Source organism: Nonomuraea sp. NPDC051191 (assembly GCF_044455665.1).
Classification (GTDB): domain Bacteria; phylum Actinomycetota; class Actinomycetes; order Streptosporangiales; family Streptosporangiaceae; genus Nonomuraea.
Genome location: NZ_JBITEZ010000003.1, coordinates 146,820 through 161,743 on the forward strand (window position 1 = coordinate 146,820; position 14,924 = coordinate 161,743).

General features: G+C 71.6%; 16 protein-coding genes. 4 read left to right on the forward strand and 12 right to left on the reverse strand.

Going from position 1 to position 14,924, the window contains the following annotated elements; translation table 11 throughout:
- Positions 1-23: 23 nt before the first annotated feature.
- On the forward strand, positions 24-1,202 hold the full coding sequence (locus ACIA8R_RS09075) for a hypothetical protein (RefSeq protein WP_397037521.1): 1,179 nt from the start codon (positions 24-26) through the stop codon (positions 1,200-1,202).
- A gap of 300 nt (positions 1,203-1,502) precedes the next feature.
- Here the strand turns inward: ACIA8R_RS09075 and ACIA8R_RS09080 are convergent, their stop codons facing one another.
- The 8 genes from ACIA8R_RS09080 to ACIA8R_RS09115 all read right to left on the reverse strand — a co-directional run bounded on the left by ACIA8R_RS09080 (position 1,503) and on the right by ACIA8R_RS09115 (position 8,622).
- The gene (locus ACIA8R_RS09080) at positions 1,503-2,396 is read right to left on the reverse strand and encodes an RNA polymerase sigma factor RpoD/SigA (protein ID WP_397037523.1); all 894 of its coding nucleotides are present in this window, start codon (positions 2,394-2,396) and stop codon (positions 1,503-1,505) included.
- A gap of 10 nt (positions 2,397-2,406) precedes the next feature.
- Positions 2,407-2,793 carry an STAS domain-containing protein gene (locus tag ACIA8R_RS09085; RefSeq protein WP_352327166.1) on the reverse strand — a complete coding sequence of 129 codons (387 nt, stop codon included), beginning with the start codon at positions 2,791-2,793 and terminating at the stop codon, positions 2,407-2,409.
- 53 nt (positions 2,794-2,846) lie between these two features.
- Positions 2,847-3,824: a phosphotriesterase-related protein gene (locus ACIA8R_RS09090; RefSeq protein WP_364084465.1), complete on the reverse strand. Its 978-nt coding sequence runs from the start codon at positions 3,822-3,824 to the stop codon at positions 2,847-2,849.
- A gap of 120 nt (positions 3,825-3,944) precedes the next feature.
- The gene (locus ACIA8R_RS09095; protein WP_397037525.1) at positions 3,945-5,342 is read right to left on the reverse strand and encodes a methionine--tRNA ligase; all 1,398 of its coding nucleotides are present in this window, start codon (positions 5,340-5,342) and stop codon (positions 3,945-3,947) included.
- A 133-nt stretch (positions 5,343-5,475) separates the two neighbouring features.
- Positions 5,476-5,979, reverse strand: coding sequence for a TrmH family RNA methyltransferase (locus tag ACIA8R_RS09100; RefSeq protein ID WP_357699342.1), 504 nt, complete (start codon positions 5,977-5,979; stop codon positions 5,476-5,478).
- Between the two features lie 120 nt (positions 5,980-6,099).
- The gene (locus ACIA8R_RS09105) at positions 6,100-7,332 is read right to left on the reverse strand and encodes an APC family permease (RefSeq protein ID WP_397037527.1); all 1,233 of its coding nucleotides are present in this window, start codon (positions 7,330-7,332) and stop codon (positions 6,100-6,102) included.
- Between the two features lie 106 nt (positions 7,333-7,438).
- Positions 7,439-7,897 carry a universal stress protein gene (locus tag ACIA8R_RS09110; RefSeq protein ID WP_357699338.1) on the reverse strand — a complete coding sequence of 153 codons (459 nt, stop codon included), beginning with the start codon at positions 7,895-7,897 and terminating at the stop codon, positions 7,439-7,441.
- A 107-nt stretch (positions 7,898-8,004) separates the two neighbouring features.
- Entirely contained in the window at positions 8,005-8,622 is a 618-nt protein-coding gene (locus ACIA8R_RS09115) for a DUF998 domain-containing protein (protein ID WP_397037529.1), read from the reverse strand.
- Positions 8,623-8,837: 215 nt separating this feature from the next.
- On the opposite strand from ACIA8R_RS09115, the gene ACIA8R_RS09120 reads away from it, so the two are divergent.
- Complete coding sequence (locus ACIA8R_RS09120; RefSeq protein WP_357699334.1) at positions 8,838-9,188, forward strand: MerR family transcriptional regulator; 351 nt, start codon at positions 8,838-8,840, stop codon at positions 9,186-9,188.
- Between the two features lie 19 nt (positions 9,189-9,207).
- Here ACIA8R_RS09120 and ACIA8R_RS09125 read toward each other — a convergent pair whose 3' ends face one another.
- Complete coding sequence (locus ACIA8R_RS09125; RefSeq protein WP_364084483.1) at positions 9,208-10,374, reverse strand: low temperature requirement protein A; 1,167 nt, start codon at positions 10,372-10,374, stop codon at positions 9,208-9,210.
- A gap of 10 nt (positions 10,375-10,384) precedes the next feature.
- Positions 10,385-11,317, reverse strand: a complete 933-nt coding sequence (locus tag ACIA8R_RS09130; RefSeq protein WP_364084486.1) for a sensor histidine kinase — start codon at positions 11,315-11,317, stop codon at positions 10,385-10,387.
- A 180-nt stretch (positions 11,318-11,497) separates the two neighbouring features.
- Here ACIA8R_RS09130 and ACIA8R_RS09135 point away from each other — a divergent pair, with 180 nt between their 5' ends.
- Positions 11,498-12,052 carry a DUF1707 domain-containing protein gene (locus ACIA8R_RS09135; protein WP_357699328.1) on the forward strand — a complete coding sequence of 185 codons (555 nt, stop codon included), beginning with the start codon at positions 11,498-11,500 and terminating at the stop codon, positions 12,050-12,052.
- On the opposite strand, the gene ACIA8R_RS09140 is transcribed toward ACIA8R_RS09135, so the two are convergent.
- The gene (locus ACIA8R_RS09140) at positions 12,022-13,134 is read right to left on the reverse strand and encodes an aromatic ring-hydroxylating dioxygenase subunit alpha (RefSeq protein WP_357699326.1); all 1,113 of its coding nucleotides are present in this window, start codon (positions 13,132-13,134) and stop codon (positions 12,022-12,024) included. The two genes, ACIA8R_RS09135 and ACIA8R_RS09140, sit on opposite strands and share 31 nt — an antisense overlap.
- A gap of 63 nt (positions 13,135-13,197) precedes the next feature.
- Positions 13,198-14,292: an FAD-dependent oxidoreductase gene (locus ACIA8R_RS09145; protein ID WP_397037533.1), complete on the reverse strand. Its 1,095-nt coding sequence runs from the start codon at positions 14,290-14,292 to the stop codon at positions 13,198-13,200.
- Between the two features lie 50 nt (positions 14,293-14,342).
- Here ACIA8R_RS09145 and ACIA8R_RS09150 point away from each other — a divergent pair, with 50 nt between their 5' ends.
- Complete coding sequence (locus ACIA8R_RS09150) at positions 14,343-14,906, forward strand: TetR/AcrR family transcriptional regulator (protein WP_357699322.1); 564 nt, start codon at positions 14,343-14,345, stop codon at positions 14,904-14,906.
- Positions 14,907-14,924: the final 18 nt, after the last annotated feature.

Here is a 14,924-nt window from a genome sequence, read left to right on the forward strand (position 1 = left end):
GGGTGGGGCGGTACGGTCGGGGGGTGAGCACAACTGCGTTTTCCGCGGCCGTCGCCCAAGCCCGCGACCTGCTTCGCTGGCGTTCGCCGCTGCGGACCGAGCTCTGGGCGGCCCGGCTCACCGCCGGTCTGGAGCCCGACGAGGTGGAGCCGTTCCTGCGCGAGCTGGCCGAGGACGGGAGCGCCGAGTCGCGCCTCACCCTCGCCGCCCTGGCCGCGATCGACAGGACCGGTTGGACGGGGACGCGCCCCCTCCCGGACGCCGACGACGAGTCGGCTGACCCGACGGCCGATCAGCACGTACCGGACGGAGACCGGCGGGGCCCGGAGCCAGGGGCCCCCGGCACAAAGGACCGGGAAGCCTCCGCCACGTCCGGCACACAGGACCGGGAAGCTCTCGGGGCGTCCGAGGGGCAGGAGCCGGAATCGGATGAGGGACCGCTGCGGATTCTCGGGGTGGAGGTTCCCGGGACGACGTACGCCGATCTCGTACTGCCCGGCTGGGTAGGCCGTATGGGCCAGGTGACCTGCGAAGGAGCCTGGTACGGCAAGGCCGACCCGTACGGCGAGCAGACCTTGGCCGTCCTGTCGTTCCGGTACGGGAACGGCAAGGAGCCGCACCTCCTCGTCGTCGGCATCGACCAGCCCAACGGCGGCCTCGCCGTCGACGCCGTCGTCGAGGAGGTCAAGTTCCTCGACGATCTGGGCCTGCGCCCGGCCGAGCCCGGGGTGGTGGCCGGGCGGGTGCTGGACGGGTTCGAGCTGGGCGACCGGATCATGGGGGCTCAGGTGGCCGACACGCTGGCCGCCGTCCGTCCGCTGGCCGTCGCGCGGGCCCTCGCCGTGCCGGGGCTCGTCCGGCAGGCGCCCGACGGGACGATGGCCGACTTCCATGACCTGCCCGACGTGCCGGGGGCGCGGGAGGCGTTCGAGAAGCTCGTGGAGTTCGTGGGCGGGCGTCCGCTGTGGTGGAGTCCGGCGCGGGTGAGCCAGTTCCTGACGTCGTGGCTGCCGCGGGAGGCCATCCTGTCGGACCCGGCGGTGGCCGCGATGCCGGAGGTGGTCCGGGCGTGGAGCCGCTTCAACGGCGGCCATCCCGCCGTCCTGCACCAGATCGACCTGGACGCCCCGCGCCTGCCCGCCCTGATGGCGGACGAGTCCCTGGCAGGGCTCGGGAAGCGCATCGCCCGCCGACAGCTGTGACGAGGGCCCGTGCAGCGAACGCGTGACCGAGGGGTGGGCCTTGCCGGAAGTGGGTGGACCGCGATGGGGGTGGGGGCGGCTATGCTGCGCAGTGACGTTTAGCAGTGCCCCACTTGGGCGTTTCGAGGGAGACTTGCGCGATGTACAAGGAGTTCGCTGTCGAGGCCGTCATGTGGCTCGTCCCGGTTGCGGTGCTGATCGGGGTCGCGCTCCTCGTCACCGCCTGACCCAGGACCCGAGGAGTGACGGGGGCCGGGCGCAGGCTCGGCCCTCGTCCGCTGCCTGAGGCGCGGCCGGGAGTCAGGATGCCCAGGCCAGCAGGGGGCCGTCCTGGCGGAGCCGTTTGAGCGCCTGCTTCTCCAGCTGCCTGACGCGTTCCCTGGTCAGCCCGAGACGGTCCGCGATCTCGCTGTGGCTCTGTGCCTTCTGCCCGGTGAGGCCGTACCGGAGCTTGATGACGAACGCCTCGCGCGGCGGCAGCGACGTGACCACCTCCCGGACGTCGGCGCTCATGGCACGGTGTTCGGCGACTTCCTGCACCCCCATGCCGTCCTCGTCGGCGATCAGATCGGCGATGCGGCTCTCGCCGGACTCCCCTACCGGGAGGTCCAGGCTGACCACGTCCTGGCCGAGGCCGCGTAACGCGGCGACCTGGCAGGAGGGCAGCGCGGCCGACCGGGCGAGCTCGCCGTCCGTCGGGTCGCGGCCCAGGTCGGCGGCGAGCTGCCGCTCGACCCTGAGCAGCCGCGACAGCTCCTCGCCCACGCGGATGGGCAGCCGTACGGTGCGGCTCTTGTCGTGGATGCCGCGTTCGATGGCCTGGCGGATCCACCACATCCCGTACGTCGAGAACTTGTACCCGCGGGTGTAGTCGAACTTCTCCACGGCCCTGATCAGCCCGAGGTTGCCCTCCTGGATGACGTCGAGCAGCGGCAGCCCGCGGAAGGCGTAACGCTTGGCGGCGGCGACGACCAGGCGGAGGTTGGACCTGATCAGCTCGTCCTTGGCACGCCGCCCGTCGCGTACGAGGTGTTCGAGCTCGGGGGTGCCGTCGCCGCGCCCGATGAGGTGGCCCGCGTACAGGCCGGCCTCGATGCGACGGGCGAGGTCGACCTCGTCCGCGGCGGAGAGGAGGGGGTTCTTGCCGATCTGCTTCAGGTACATGCCGAGCGGATCGGGCTCTGAGGCCGACATGTACCGGCAACTACCCGGTGAACGGCGGCGAATTCCCGGCTTCGTTGAGTTCCGCGATGGCGAGTTCGGCCGTGCTGCGGATGTCGAAGAACTTGTCCAGCGCGGTGATCGCGAACAGGTGCTTGCACCGGCCGTTGAGACCGGACAGCAGCAGCTTGCCACCGGAGGCGGTGACGGCCTTGTGCAGGTAGACCAGCACGGACAGGCCGGAGGAGTCGCAGACGCTGACGGCCTGCATGTCGATGACGAGGAGCGGCGGCTGGGTGAGGTCGAGCGCCTTGGTGACACGGTCGCGCACCTCGGCCGCGGACCCGAAGTCGAAATCTCCAGTCAGCCGCGCGATGACGCAGGGGCCCTGGAGTCCGAGGCTGATCGACAAAGCCTGCTCCGAAGTCACCCAGCTCCACCTACCTGCGTCGCTTTCCCACTTGTCGTCACTTCTCGACCACTTTACGAGAAGTAACGCCTTGGGTTGAACACCAGCATCTGCTCAATCTGGTCGTCGGTGACACCGGAGTCGAGCAGTGCGGCCAGTACGTCATCGTGAATGTGATCGTAGCGCCAGTTCGGCGCGAGCGTGCTTCTGGCCTCGTCCCATGCGCCGCCGAAGTAGTCCATGAAGCAGGCGGCGTCGTGGCTGAGGACCATGCGGTCGGCGTATCCGCGTCCGCAGAGGGCGGCGACCGTGGCCACGCGCTGCTCGGTCGAGTTGTAGGCGTCGAGACCGAACCGGTCCATCCCCAGCGTCGCGCCGGTGTCGGCCAGGCGCATCAGGTAGTCGAGGTCGTTGCTGTCGCCCGCGTGCCCGATGACCACCTTCTCCAGGTTCACCCCTTCCTTGGCGAACAGGTCGAGCGCGAGCAGACCGCTCTGGGTGAAGGAGTTCGTGTGTACGGTGATCGGCGCCCCGGTCCGTACGTGGGCCCGCGCGACGGCCCGGCAGATGCGCTCGACGCCGGGCGTCAGGCCCTTGTGCTCCACCACGCACTTGAGCAACGCGGCCTTGACCCCGGTGTCGGCGATGCCCTCGGTGAGGTCCCGGACGAAGTCGTCGATCATCGGGTCCGGCATGTCGAGGAACAGGCCGGGGCCGCGGTGCTCGTACTGGTGGGGCAGTTCCTCGAAGGCGTAGAGGCCGGTGGCGACGACGATGTTGAGTCCGGGCACCCCGGCGGCCACGCGCTGGATGCGCGGGATGTGGCGGCCCAGGCCCCACACCGTCGGGTCGACGATCGTCCGCACGCCCTTGGCCGCCACCGCGTTGAGCTTCGAGATCGCGTCGGCGACCCGGAACTCCTCGTCCCACCAGGCGCCTTTGCCGTAGTTGTCCACGTGCTCGGCGGCCACGACGAAGACGTGCTCGTGCATCAGCGTCTGACCGAGCTCCTCGACGTCGATCGGGCCGCGGACGGTCTCGACGGTGGGCATGGGACCTCCATACCAACTGGTCAGTAAGTGGGCCCAACGTAGGCCGCCCCTGCCGCACCGTCAACCATCCCCGGGTCGGACGTCCGCACCGGGGGTGGACGCGTCCGTACATGTCAGGACTCATCGGGTCAGGCGCGGGAACAGCGGCTCCGGCCGTGGCAACCGCTCCCCCGCCACCGCCGCCGCCACCCGCGCCGCCGCCGTCGGCAGGAAGGGCTCCAGCTGGTCGGCCAGCGTCCGGCACGCCCCCACCAGCACGCCCAGCGACGCCTCCCGCTCGGCCGGGGGCTGCTTCCACGGCCGGACGCGTTCGACGTACCTGTTCGCCTCCTCGACCAGCCGCCACACCGCTCCGGCGGCCCGGCGGAAGTCGAAGTCCCCCAGCGCGCCGTGCACGTCGCCCGGCCCGAACTCCGCGCGCACCTCCGGCACGTTCCCGTCCAGGAACCGGTGGACCATGGTGACCACCCGGTTGACCAGGTTGCCCACGCCGTTGGCCAGGTCCTCGTCGGCCCTGGCGACCAGGCGTTCCTCGGTGAAGTCGGCGTCGCCCACGCGCGGCACCTCGCGCAGCAGCCACCACCGCACCGCGTCCACGCCGTACGCGTCCACCAGGGCCACCGGGTCGGCGGCCGTCCCGGACGACTTGCTGATCTTGCGGCCGTTCGCCGTGAGGTAGTCGTGCACGAAGATCTGCGAGGGCGGCGGCTGCCCGGCGGCCAGCAGCATCGCCGGCCAGTAGACCGCGTGGAAGCGGATCACCCCCTTCCCGACCAGGTGCACCTTGTCCGGCTCGGCCACCCACCAGCGCTCGTAGTCCGAGCCCTCCAGGGCGGTGACGTAGTTGGCGAGGGCGTCCCACCACACGTACACGACCTGGCTGGGATCGCCCGGCACGGGGATGCCCCAGCCGCGGGCGCGCGCCGCCGACCGCGAGACGCTGATGTCGGCCAGCCCCGCCTCGACGAACGCCAGCACCTCGTTGCGCCGGGCCGCCGGCTCGATGCGCAGGTCGCCGCCGCGGATGAGGTCGAGCAGGGCGTCCTGGTAGCGGGAGAGCCGGAAGAACCAGTTCCGCTCCGACACCGCCTGCAGGGGCGCCTCGTGCCCTTCCGCGCAGGGGCCCTCCGGGTAGAACTGCTCGCAGCCCACGCAGTAGAGCCCTTCGTAGTGCCGCTGGTAGAGGTCGCCTTCGACGGCCTTCCAGATGCGTTCGACGCCGGCGCGGTGCCCGGGATGGCTGCTCGTCCTGACGAACGCGTCGAAGGACAGGTCCAGCGGTTCCCGCAGCTCTTGGAAGGCGGCCGCGTTGCGGTCCACGAACTCCCGTACCGGCACTCCTTCGGCCTCGGCGGCCAGCACGTTCTTCAGCGAGTTGTCGTCGGTCCCGGTCTGGAACCGCACGGGTTCGCCGCGCCGCCGGTGGTGCCTGGCCAGCACGTCCGCCTGGACGAGCTCCAGCGCGTGCCCGAGGTGCGGTCGCGCGTTGACGTAGGGGATGGTCGTCGTGATGTACATCGGTCGCCTCCCGAAGGGGCCCCGACACGACGAGAGGCCCCGGGTCGCAGGGCCTCAACAGGTCGTCGTCGGTGAAACCCCCTACGGGGTCATCATCACCGCGCTGATCGTCATGTTCGGCATCGTACCGTTCTCAGGCGAGCCCGGCGAGCTTGTAAAGCACCAGCGACCCGGCCACCGCCACGTTGAGGCTGGCCCCGGTGCCGATCATCGGGATCTCGACCACGGCGTCGAGCAGGTCGAGCGCCTCGCCGGGGATGCCGGTGGCCTCATGACCGAGCACGACGACGGTGGGCTCGCGGGCCATGGGCAGGTCGGCCAGCCTGATGGCGTTCTCGGCCAGCTCGACGCCCAGCACGCGCTCGCGCCGGGAGGCCAGCCAGGGCAGCGGTTTCACCCAGTGCACGCACGCCCCGGCCCGCAGCGTGTTCCCCCTGGCCAGCGCCTCGGGGACCCACGGCAGGCGAGGCACGGCCATGCAGGCGCCGGCCGCGTCGCAGGTGCGCAGCAGGGTGCCGAGGTTGACGCCGTGCATGGGCCACAGGGGGGCGACGGTGAGGTGGCCGAGGCATCGGGGCGGCCTGCGCCGCCGCTGGGCCCGGAGCTCTCCGGAGGTGCGCACCCGGATGCCGCTCATGCGGCCGGGAGGAGGTTCCTTACGCGGACGTTCACGAGGAGGGCGCTTTCGTCGGCACGCCCGGGCCATCACCGAAGGGATTCGCGGCCAGTCTACGCCCGCGAGCCGGTCGAGGCACGATCACGAGCGATGGCGTACGGCCCACGCGACCAGCCCCACGGCGAAGACCGCCACGCCCGCGAGCACGGACGCGAGCGGCAACGTGAACGCCAGCACCAGGCACAGGACCAGCCCGAGCACCGGCACGGCCTTGACCGGCGCGCCCTCGGCCCGCGAGAGCGTCAGCGCGCCGGCGTTGGCGATCGCGTAGTAGACCAGCACCCCGAACGAGGAGAACCCGATCGCGCCGCGCAGGTCGGCCACCAGCAGCAGCACGACCACCGCGGCCCCCACCGCCGCCTCGGCCCGGCGCGGGACCCGCCGCTGCGGATCGACCGCGGCCAGCACGCCCGGCAGGTCGCGCTCCCTGGCCATCGCCAGCACGGTGCGCGAGACGCCGAGCAGCAGCGCGAGCAGCGCCCCGAGCGAGGCCACCGCCGCCCCTGCCCCCACGACCGGGACCAGCCACTCGGCCCCGCCCCGCCGTGCGACCTCGGCCAGCGGCGCCGCCGACCCGGCCAGCCCGGACGCCCCGAGCGTGCGCAGGGCGGCCACCGCCACCAGCGTGTAGACGACGAGCGTGACGCCCAGGGCGATGCCGATCGCCCGCGGGATGGCACGGGCCGGATCGCGCACCTCCTCCCCCAGCGTGGCGATCCTGGCGTATCCGGCGAACGCGAAGAACAGCAGCCCGGCGCCCTGAAGCACCCCCCACAGGCCGGCCCCGGACAGCGCGGCCTCGGGCGTCACAGGCGGCCGCTCCCCCGTCAGCCCGGCGACGATCACCGCCGCCAGCACGGCGAGCACGAGCACGACGATCACCCGGGCGACCGCGGCCGAGCGCTGGACGCCGTAGAGGTTGAGCAGGGTGATCGCGACGACCGCCGCGACGGCCAGGGGCCGGGCCGCGCCGGGGGCGACGTACGAGCCGAAGGTGAGCGCCATCGCGGCGCACGAGGCCGTCTTGCCGACGGTGAAGCCCCAGCCCGCCAGGTAGCCCCACAGCGGGCCGAGCCGTCGCCTGCCGTAGACGTAGGTGCCGCCGGACTCGGGGTAGAGCGCGGCCAGCCGGGCCGAGGACGTGGCGTTGCAGTAGGCCACGACGGCGGCGAGCGCGAGGGCGGCGAGCAGCTTGCCTCCCGCCGCGGCGGCGGCCGGGGCGAAGGCGGCGAACACGCCCGCGCCGATCATCGCGCTCAGCCCGACCACGACCGCGTCGCCGGTGCCCAGCCGCCGTGCCAGGCCGTCAGCCATGCCGCCCCTTCCTCCGGGCCCGCGCCCGCGTCGGGGGTCGCCGGTCAGGGGATCCCGAGGGGGCCCACTCTGCCGTACGTTCCCGGCGTTCCCGTCCCCGGGGCCGTCAGGAGGTCGCCTCGGGGCCCGGGACCACCAGCACGGGACGGCGGGCGTGGTGCAGGACGCGGTCCGAGGTGCTGCCGAGCAGCAACGACCGCACTCCGCCCAGTCCCCGTGTCCCGGTGACGATGAGGGTGGCGTCGATCTCGTCGGCCACGTCCACGATGGTCGACCACACCGCCACCGAGTCCAGGTCGCACCGCGGTGTCGCGTCGAGGCCGGCCTCGCGGGCCAGCTCGGCGCCGTGTCCGGCCAGCTCGGTCATCGCCTGGCCGATCGCCTCGTCCTCGGCCGCGGTGTTGTCGAGGGTCATCATGAGCCCGGCCGAGGCGCGGGCCGAGGTCATCGCCAGCCGCTCCCACACCGTGAGCACGACGGCGGACCTGTCCTGCACCGCTCGTCCGGCGAAGGCGATGGCGGCCTTGGAGTCGTCCGAACCGTCATAGGCGATCAAAATGGTCATGTTCACAGCTCCTTGCCCGAGGTCAGATGCCTCTCCTCTTTCCAGGAGCGGACCGTTCTCACGCGAAAAGGGGCGGGAAGATCATCCCGCCCCTCGCGAACCAGGCGTCACGCCAGCACGGCCGACACCCGCCGGGCCGCCGGCCTGAGCATCGACAGGCCCGCCAGCGCCAGCACCCCGATCTCGGTCACGACCACGACCCGCTGCGTCAGGCCCGCCGGGATGTCGTCGTTGCTCAAGGGGATGCCGAACATGCGCACCACGTACGGGACCACGACCAGCAGCAGCGCGCCGAGGGCCACGCCGCTCAGCACCCGCATCGCCGTGGCGTACCTGGTCCTGGCCTTGGCCAGCAGGAAGCCCGCGGCGGGCATCACCAGGAAGGCGGCGAAGGCGGCGTAGCGGTGGATGCCTCCGGACAACGACAGCGGCACCCCGGGACGGTCGGTCGGGAACGCCCCGATCAGGAACATGCTCGCCCCCCACGCCAGCAGCAGCGCGACGACCCAGCGGTTCGCTCCGGAGCGGCGCAGCGCCTCGGCGATCAGCCCGGACCCGACGGCGAACAGCGTCAGCGAGGCCGGCAGCAACCATCCGGACGCCTGGAAGGCGTACTCGCTGATCACGCTGTGCAACGGGTCGAGGCCCGCTTCGGCGTGCAAGGTGAGCATGGCGCCGGTCCCGGTGCCGATCGCCGTGAATCCGCTGGCAAGCAATCCCCTCATGCCTTAAAGCTCGCGGAATGCGCTCTTTGCCAACATCGGAGATGAGCCCCAGCGGGCCCTGACTCGTCCCTTAAGACCTTGGTCGCGGGGCCTCAGGGTCGGGCCTCCGACCTGCGGGAAGATGACCCTGAGTAGGGCCTGCCCCCTCAGGGTGGCTACAGCCGGCGGCACCCTCGACTTGACTTCGAGTGCACTCAAAGGGTGAACCTGTACGCATGACGATCCAAGAGGCCGCCCAGCGTTCGGGCCTCAGCGCCCACACCTTGCGCTACTACGAGCGCATCGGGCTCATCCACTCGGTCGGCCGCAACCTCAGCGGGCACCGGGACTACGCGGAGGAGGATCTCCGCTGGCTGGACTTCCTCACCAAGCTCAGGACCACCGGCATGCCCATCGCCGACATGTGCCGTTACGCGGAGCTGCGCCGCATGGGCGAGCACACCTCCCCCGAGCGCCTGGCCATGCTGGAGCTGCACCGCGAGCGCGTCCAGGCCAGGATCGCCGAGCTGAGCAAGGACATCAAGGTCCTCGACCTGAAGATCGACGTCTACAAGGGCCGGGTGTGAACGGGCGTCCTCCCGCCCGCTAGCCGAGCGCGCCGGAGGCCGGGCGCCGGGCCTCGCGCCTGGTCACACCGGTCACGATCACCAGCGCGACCAGCACGACGGCGATCAGCGGGACCGGCGTCGGCGTCAGCGCCGACAACAGCACCAGCACGGCCGCCCCCAGGAAGGCCGCGCTGTCGGCCGCGCCGTAGCGGTGGGGCCGCACGTGCAGCAGCCAGACCATGAACAGGAACACCGCGACGGGCACCGAGACGGCCAGCGCCGCGCCCGTGCCGGACAGGTGGGCCGTGCCCGACTCGAAGTCGATGGCCACCTCGACCCCGGCGCTGAAGGCCCCGACGGCCGCGAAGACGGCGTAGTGGCCGTACCCCCACAGGATGGCGCGCCTGGTGGAGTCGAGGATGTCGGCGGTCGGCGGGTCGAAGTAGAGCCACCACATGGCGAACGCGATCACCAGCGCGCCCAGGGCCAGCACGATCAGCTCGGGCCGCAGGCCGCCGCCGCGCGCCTCGCCCTGGAAGGCCACCGTGGCGGCCAGCACGTTCTCGCCCATCATGATGATCGTGAACGAGCCGTACCGCTCGGCGATGTGGTGCGGGTGCCAGGCGGTCGGACTGCCGCGCTCGGCCCATACGGGCACCGAGAGCTCCAGGACGACGCCGAACGCGAACGCCGCCAGGTACCACTCCCCCGGCACGACCAGCAGCGGGATCCAGCCGGCCTGCGCGAGGCAGATGCCGACGGCGTACCGCACGGCCGTACGCCGTCCCGCCGGGTCGCCGCAGGCCGCGCGCAGCCAGTGGGCGGCCATGGCCAGGCGCATGATCAGGTATCCGGCGTAGACGACGCGGAAGTCGTGGTCCTGGAACGCCCTGGGCACCCCGGCGGCCAGCACCAGCACGCCCGACATCTGCACGAGCGTGGTCAGCCGGAACAACCAGTCGTCGTTGTCGTAGGCGGAGGCGAACCAGGTGTGGTTCATCCACGCCCACCAGATGGCGAAGAACGTGGTCAGGTAGCCGAGGACGCCCTGGGCCAGGTGCCCTTCGCTGAGCGCGTGGTGGAGCTGGGAGCCGGCGAAGGAGACCGCGACGACGAAGCACAGGTCGAAGAAGAGTTCGAGGTTGGTGGCGGTGCGATGGGACTCGCCCGCGTCGCGTGCCCGCATGGGCCGGAGCCGGATCATCCTCCGATGTCTACACCAGGACGTCCGGCAGGTCGAAGTAGGCGCGGACCGCGGTCGCGCCGGGGCGGGTGTGGACGCGTACGAGATCGCTGAGCAGGTTGACGATGAGCAGGCCGCGCGAGCCGGAGCGCTGCGCCTCGACGGGGACGCGTCCGGCCAGCGGATCGGCGATGTGACCGCGGTCGGCGACCTCGCAGACCAGCCGCGCGTCCTCGGTCCAGATCCTGACCAGGCCGGAGCCGCCGCCGTGGTCGAGGCTGTTCGCGCCGAGTTCGGCCACCACGAGGCGGATGTCGTCGAGCCGGTCGTCCCCGAAGCCCGCCGCACTGGCCTGCTCGCCCGCGAGGTTGCGGGCCGCGGCCAGGTCGGTGCGGTCGAAACGCAGGGAGACGCACGCCGCGGGCTCGTCGAAGGGCCGGTTGTGCCGGGCGACGACCAGATCGGGCGCGTAGCGGGGGCTGGCCCGCTCACCTGTGGCGTCGCGCAGCACGGGATGGGTGCGCTCGGCCTCGCGCAGCACCTCGGGCGTCAGCCCCTCCAGGTCGTACGGGCACAGGATCGTGACGTGCCGGCCCGCGAACGACAGATTGATCAGCGCCTCGTGCTGGGCGCAGGCCGGGTATTCGGTGCCCGAGCGACCGGGCCAGACGGGCTCGCCGATGATCCGCACGTGCTGGCCGGGATGCCGGTCGGCGACGGCCCGCAGCACGGCGGGGATGATGCGCCCCGGGTTGCGGCCCGCCACGCCCATGTCGATCAGGGTCACCCGGGAGGCGTCGGCGCCGAGCCCGGCCTCGATCCTGGCCAGATTCGCGGCGGGCACGGCCACCGCGACGGGCTCGCCTGCGGCCAGCCCCTCGCGCACGAAATCCGTGGTGGCAGCCACATATTCCGGGTCACCTCGGTAGAAGAGGGCCGGATGCACGAAGAGGTCCGCCGACATCAGGCATCACGGTACCTGCGCATGAGGACTCCAAGACAATCAAATGGGTATTTGTCGGGTGTGAAGAGACTTCAGCTCGTACGCAGGCCCCTGAGGGGGCGCCGGTACTCCCACCTCGATCTGCGGACCCCTTCAGGGCGACGCCTCCCGTTCTGATCGCCGCGAACCTATGCTCGGGACATGTCGGAAATGCAGATGCGGGTCTCCGACGAGGACCGGGAGCGCACGGCAGGGCAGCTCCAGCAGGCGTTCGCCGAAGGCCGCCTGACGCGTCCCGAGCTCGAAGACCGGCTTGAACTCGCGTTCACCTCCAAGACCTATGGCGACCTGCTCGGCCTGATCACCGATCTGCCCGCCGGGACGGCACCGGCCGACGACGTGGTCGAGCTGGAGTCCAAGAGCGGCCACGTGCGCCGCTCGGGCGACTGGGCCGTCCCCCGGCGGCTGCGGATCGCCTCCAGGTACGGCAGCGTCGATCTCGACCTGTCCCAGGCCGTCATCCCCCACCCGGTCGTCGACCTCGAACTCGACCTCACGTACGGCTCCGCCAAGATCGTCGTTCCCGAGGGCGCCGTCGTGAACGTGGACGCTTTCCGCACCGACTGGGGGCAGACCGTCGTCACCGACGTGCCCGGCAGGCGGCGGCCCGGCGTGCTCTACCTGGTGGTCGGCGGCCGGGCCAAGTACGGCGGCCTGCGGGTGCGCTATCCGCGCAAACGCTGGTTCACCCACTGATGGAAGGCCGAGATGTGGTGCTCGCTCGGCACCAGCACGCCGCCCGCCCGGTAGGCGCGTGACCCCATGCCGAGCTGGGTCCGCTCGCAGGCGTCGAAGTCCTGCTCGTTGACCCGGTGGAACAGCTCGACCGACGGCGACAGGTCGGCCCCGGAGGCCACCACGTCCGGGTGGTAGAGCCAGTCGCACTCGACGACCGTGCGGTCGGCGGCCATGGGGAACATCCGGTGCAGGATCACGTGGTCGGGCACCAGGTTGACGAACACCTGCGGCTTGACGGTGATCGCGTAGTAGCGGCGGTCCTGCTCCGGCGCCACGTCGGGGAGGCGGCCGAAGCCCGCGCCGCCGTCCACGGTGAAGCCCTCGACACGCGGCGCGAACTCGGCGCCGTGGCCCACGTAGTACTGGGCGGCGTACCCGCCGGCGAACTCGGGCAGCACAGCCACCAGCTCGGGGTGGATCGTGGCGCAGTGGTAGCACTCCATGAAGTTCTCGACGACGAGCTTCCAGTTGGCCTTGACGTCGTAGACGACGCGGCGGCCCAGGGCGAGCCGGTCGACGTGGTAGTTCTCGATCGCGGCGGGGTCGCCGAGGCGCTCGGTGGCCGCGTACGTGACGGTGTCCTCGAAGGAGGGCGGCTCGTCGGCCAGGCACACCCAGGCGTAGCCGAGCCATTCGCGCAGGGCCACCGGGACCAGGCCGTACTCGACGCGGTCGACGTCGGGCATCCTCGCCAGGTTGGGGGCGGCGGCGAGGCGGCCGTCCAGGTCGTAGGACCAGGCGTGGTAGGCGCACCTGATCGTCCGTCTGACCTCGCCCTGCTCCTCCATGCACAGCCGCGCCCCGCGGTGGCGGCAGACGTTGAGGAAGGCGCGCAGCAGCCCGTCGCGCCCGCGGACCACGATCACGCTCTCCCCGCCCACCTGGACGGTCCGGAACGCGCCGGGGCCGGGCAGGTCGCCGGCCCGGACGGCGCAGAACCACATGGACTCGAAGATCTTGGCCTGCTCCTCGGCGAACAGGTCGGGATCGGTGTAGGAGCGGCCGGGAAGCGTGGAGATCAAGCTCGACGTGGTGGTCAACCGACACCCCTTGTTGCGTATTACGCACCGAGTTGCTCTATATGCGACATCGTCCGGCGGCTTTCACAAGGCTGTCAAGAGGTAGGAGCTGAACCTGCGCAGCGACTCCGTGTGCGCCCAGGTCGCCATCCGGTCGGGGAGCAGTCCGGCGAACGAGCGCTGCCGGTTCGTCACCTCGGTCCCGGCGATCATGGCGGGCCGCCGCGCGATCCGCGCCCTGGCTCGCTCGTACGCGCGCAGGTCGCCTCCGGCCGAGCGGGTCAGCAGCCAGGCGTCCTCCAGCGCCTGGTTGGCGCCCTGGGCCATGGTGGGCGGCATGGTGTGGGCCGCGTCCCCGGCCAGCGTGGTCGGACCCCTGCCCCACACCCGGGGGATCGTGTGCCGGTGGTGCGGGAAGAAGTCGATCTCCTTCATCGTCTCCAGCACCGTGGGCACCGGGTCGGCCCAGCCGCCGAACCGCTCGCGCAGGCGCGGCACGATGTCGGGGTCGTCCCCCCAGAACGGCCCGCCGGGCGACGCCTGGACGTCGAACCACCACAGCAGCCTGCCCTCGCCCGCCGGGATCAGCCCGCACAGCTCCCGCCGTCCGGCGATCATCACCGCCCGGCGAGCCCCGGTCAGCGACGTCGGCGCGGTGGTGAACCCCTGCCAGGTGACCCAGCCGCTCAGCGTGGCCGGATCGTCCCCCCACAGGGCGCGGCGCACCGCCGACCTGCGGCCGTCGGCCCCCACCAGCAGGTCGCCGCGTACGACGCGGCCGTCGGACAGCCGCGCCTCGGCCCGCTCGGGCTCGGCGTGCTCGACGCCCGCGCCGTAGACGACGGGCACACCCTCGCACAACGCCTCGACCAGCTCGCGCCGGGCCACGTGGACGCACGGACGCCCGTAGCGCCGCTCGGCGGCGGTGAGGTCGATGGTGAACAGCCGGCGGCCGTCGTCGGCCCACGACTCCATCGTCTCCAGTCGCCATCCGACGTCCGCGTGCCCGACGCCGAGCTCGTCGAGGATGGACGTGCTGCCGGGCCACAGGGTGACCGAGCCGCCCGCCGTGCGCTGCTCGGGCGCCTTCTCGTACACCTCGACGTCATGACCGGCGTTCAGCAGGCCGCGCGCCGCCGCGAGCCCCGCGACCCCGGCTCCCGCCACGATTACTCTCATAGAAGCCCCACTTTGAGAGACTGTCAGTATCAGATACTTGGAGTATCACAATGTCCGCGCGTGGCCGCAAGCCCGACCCCACGGTCCATCACCGCATCAGGCAGGCCGCCACCGAGCTGCTGCTCTCCCACGGTCTGGACTTCACCATGGACGACGTCGCCCACGCGGCAGGCGTGGGCCGGGCGAGCGTGTTCCGTCGCTACGCCACCAAACGCGACATGCTGCTCGAATCGCTCGGCGGCCTCATGGACACGCACGTCGCCGTCCCCGACACCGGCTCGCTCGAAGGCGACCTGCGCGTGGTCGTCGCCGACACCCTCGCCCTGTGGCGGCAGCCCGGCGTCGCCCGCCTGACCAGGCAGATGTACGGCGAGACCGGCCGCGACCCCGCCGTGGCCGACATCATCCGCACCGGCATGCGCACCCGCATGGAACGTTCGTGGATCGTCTACGAGCGCGCGATCGACCGCGGCGAGCTGCCCCCGGACGCCGACCTGTGGCTGCTGACGGACCTGTTCGCGGGCCTGGTGACCTACCGAGGCATGCTCGACCTGCCCATGCCCGGCCCCGCGGAGGTCGTCGAGGTGCTGCTGCGCGGCTTTACGCGCATCTGACGGCCGGAATGTTAGCGG

Excerpts from the sequence above, each read along its gene's own strand:
- ACIA8R_RS09095 (WP_397037525.1), bottom strand. The coding sequence starts at position 5,342 with ATGTACATCACGACGACCATCCCCTACGTCAACGCGCGACCGCACCTC.
- ACIA8R_RS09115 (WP_397037529.1), bottom strand. The coding sequence starts at position 8,622 with ATGAGGGGATTGCTTGCCAGCGGATTCACGGCGATCGGCACCGGGACC.
- ACIA8R_RS09110 (WP_357699338.1), bottom strand. The coding sequence starts at position 7,897 with ATGACCATTTTGATCGCCTATGACGGTTCGGACGACTCCAAGGCCGCC.
- ACIA8R_RS09130 (WP_364084486.1), bottom strand. The coding sequence starts at position 11,317 with ATGTCGGCGGACCTCTTCGTGCATCCGGCCCTCTTCTACCGAGGTGAC.
- ACIA8R_RS09100 (WP_357699342.1), bottom strand. The coding sequence starts at position 5,979 with ATGAGCGGCATCCGGGTGCGCACCTCCGGAGAGCTCCGGGCCCAGCGG.
- ACIA8R_RS09145 (WP_397037533.1), bottom strand. The coding sequence starts at position 14,292 with ATGAGAGTAATCGTGGCGGGAGCCGGGGTCGCGGGGCTCGCGGCGGCG.
- ACIA8R_RS09105 (WP_397037527.1), bottom strand. The coding sequence starts at position 7,332 with ATGGCTGACGGCCTGGCACGGCGGCTGGGCACCGGCGACGCGGTCGTG.
- ACIA8R_RS09090 (WP_364084465.1), bottom strand. The coding sequence starts at position 3,824 with ATGCCCACCGTCGAGACCGTCCGCGGCCCGATCGACGTCGAGGAGCTC.
- ACIA8R_RS09080 (WP_397037523.1), bottom strand. The coding sequence starts at position 2,396 with ATGTCGGCCTCAGAGCCCGATCCGCTCGGCATGTACCTGAAGCAGATC.
- ACIA8R_RS09150 (WP_357699322.1), top strand. The coding sequence starts at position 14,343 with ATGTCCGCGCGTGGCCGCAAGCCCGACCCCACGGTCCATCACCGCATC.
- ACIA8R_RS09125 (WP_364084483.1), bottom strand. The coding sequence starts at position 10,374 with ATGATCCGGCTCCGGCCCATGCGGGCACGCGACGCGGGCGAGTCCCAT.
- ACIA8R_RS09135 (WP_357699328.1), top strand. The coding sequence starts at position 11,498 with ATGTCGGAAATGCAGATGCGGGTCTCCGACGAGGACCGGGAGCGCACG.
- ACIA8R_RS09120 (WP_357699334.1), top strand. The coding sequence starts at position 8,838 with ATGACGATCCAAGAGGCCGCCCAGCGTTCGGGCCTCAGCGCCCACACC.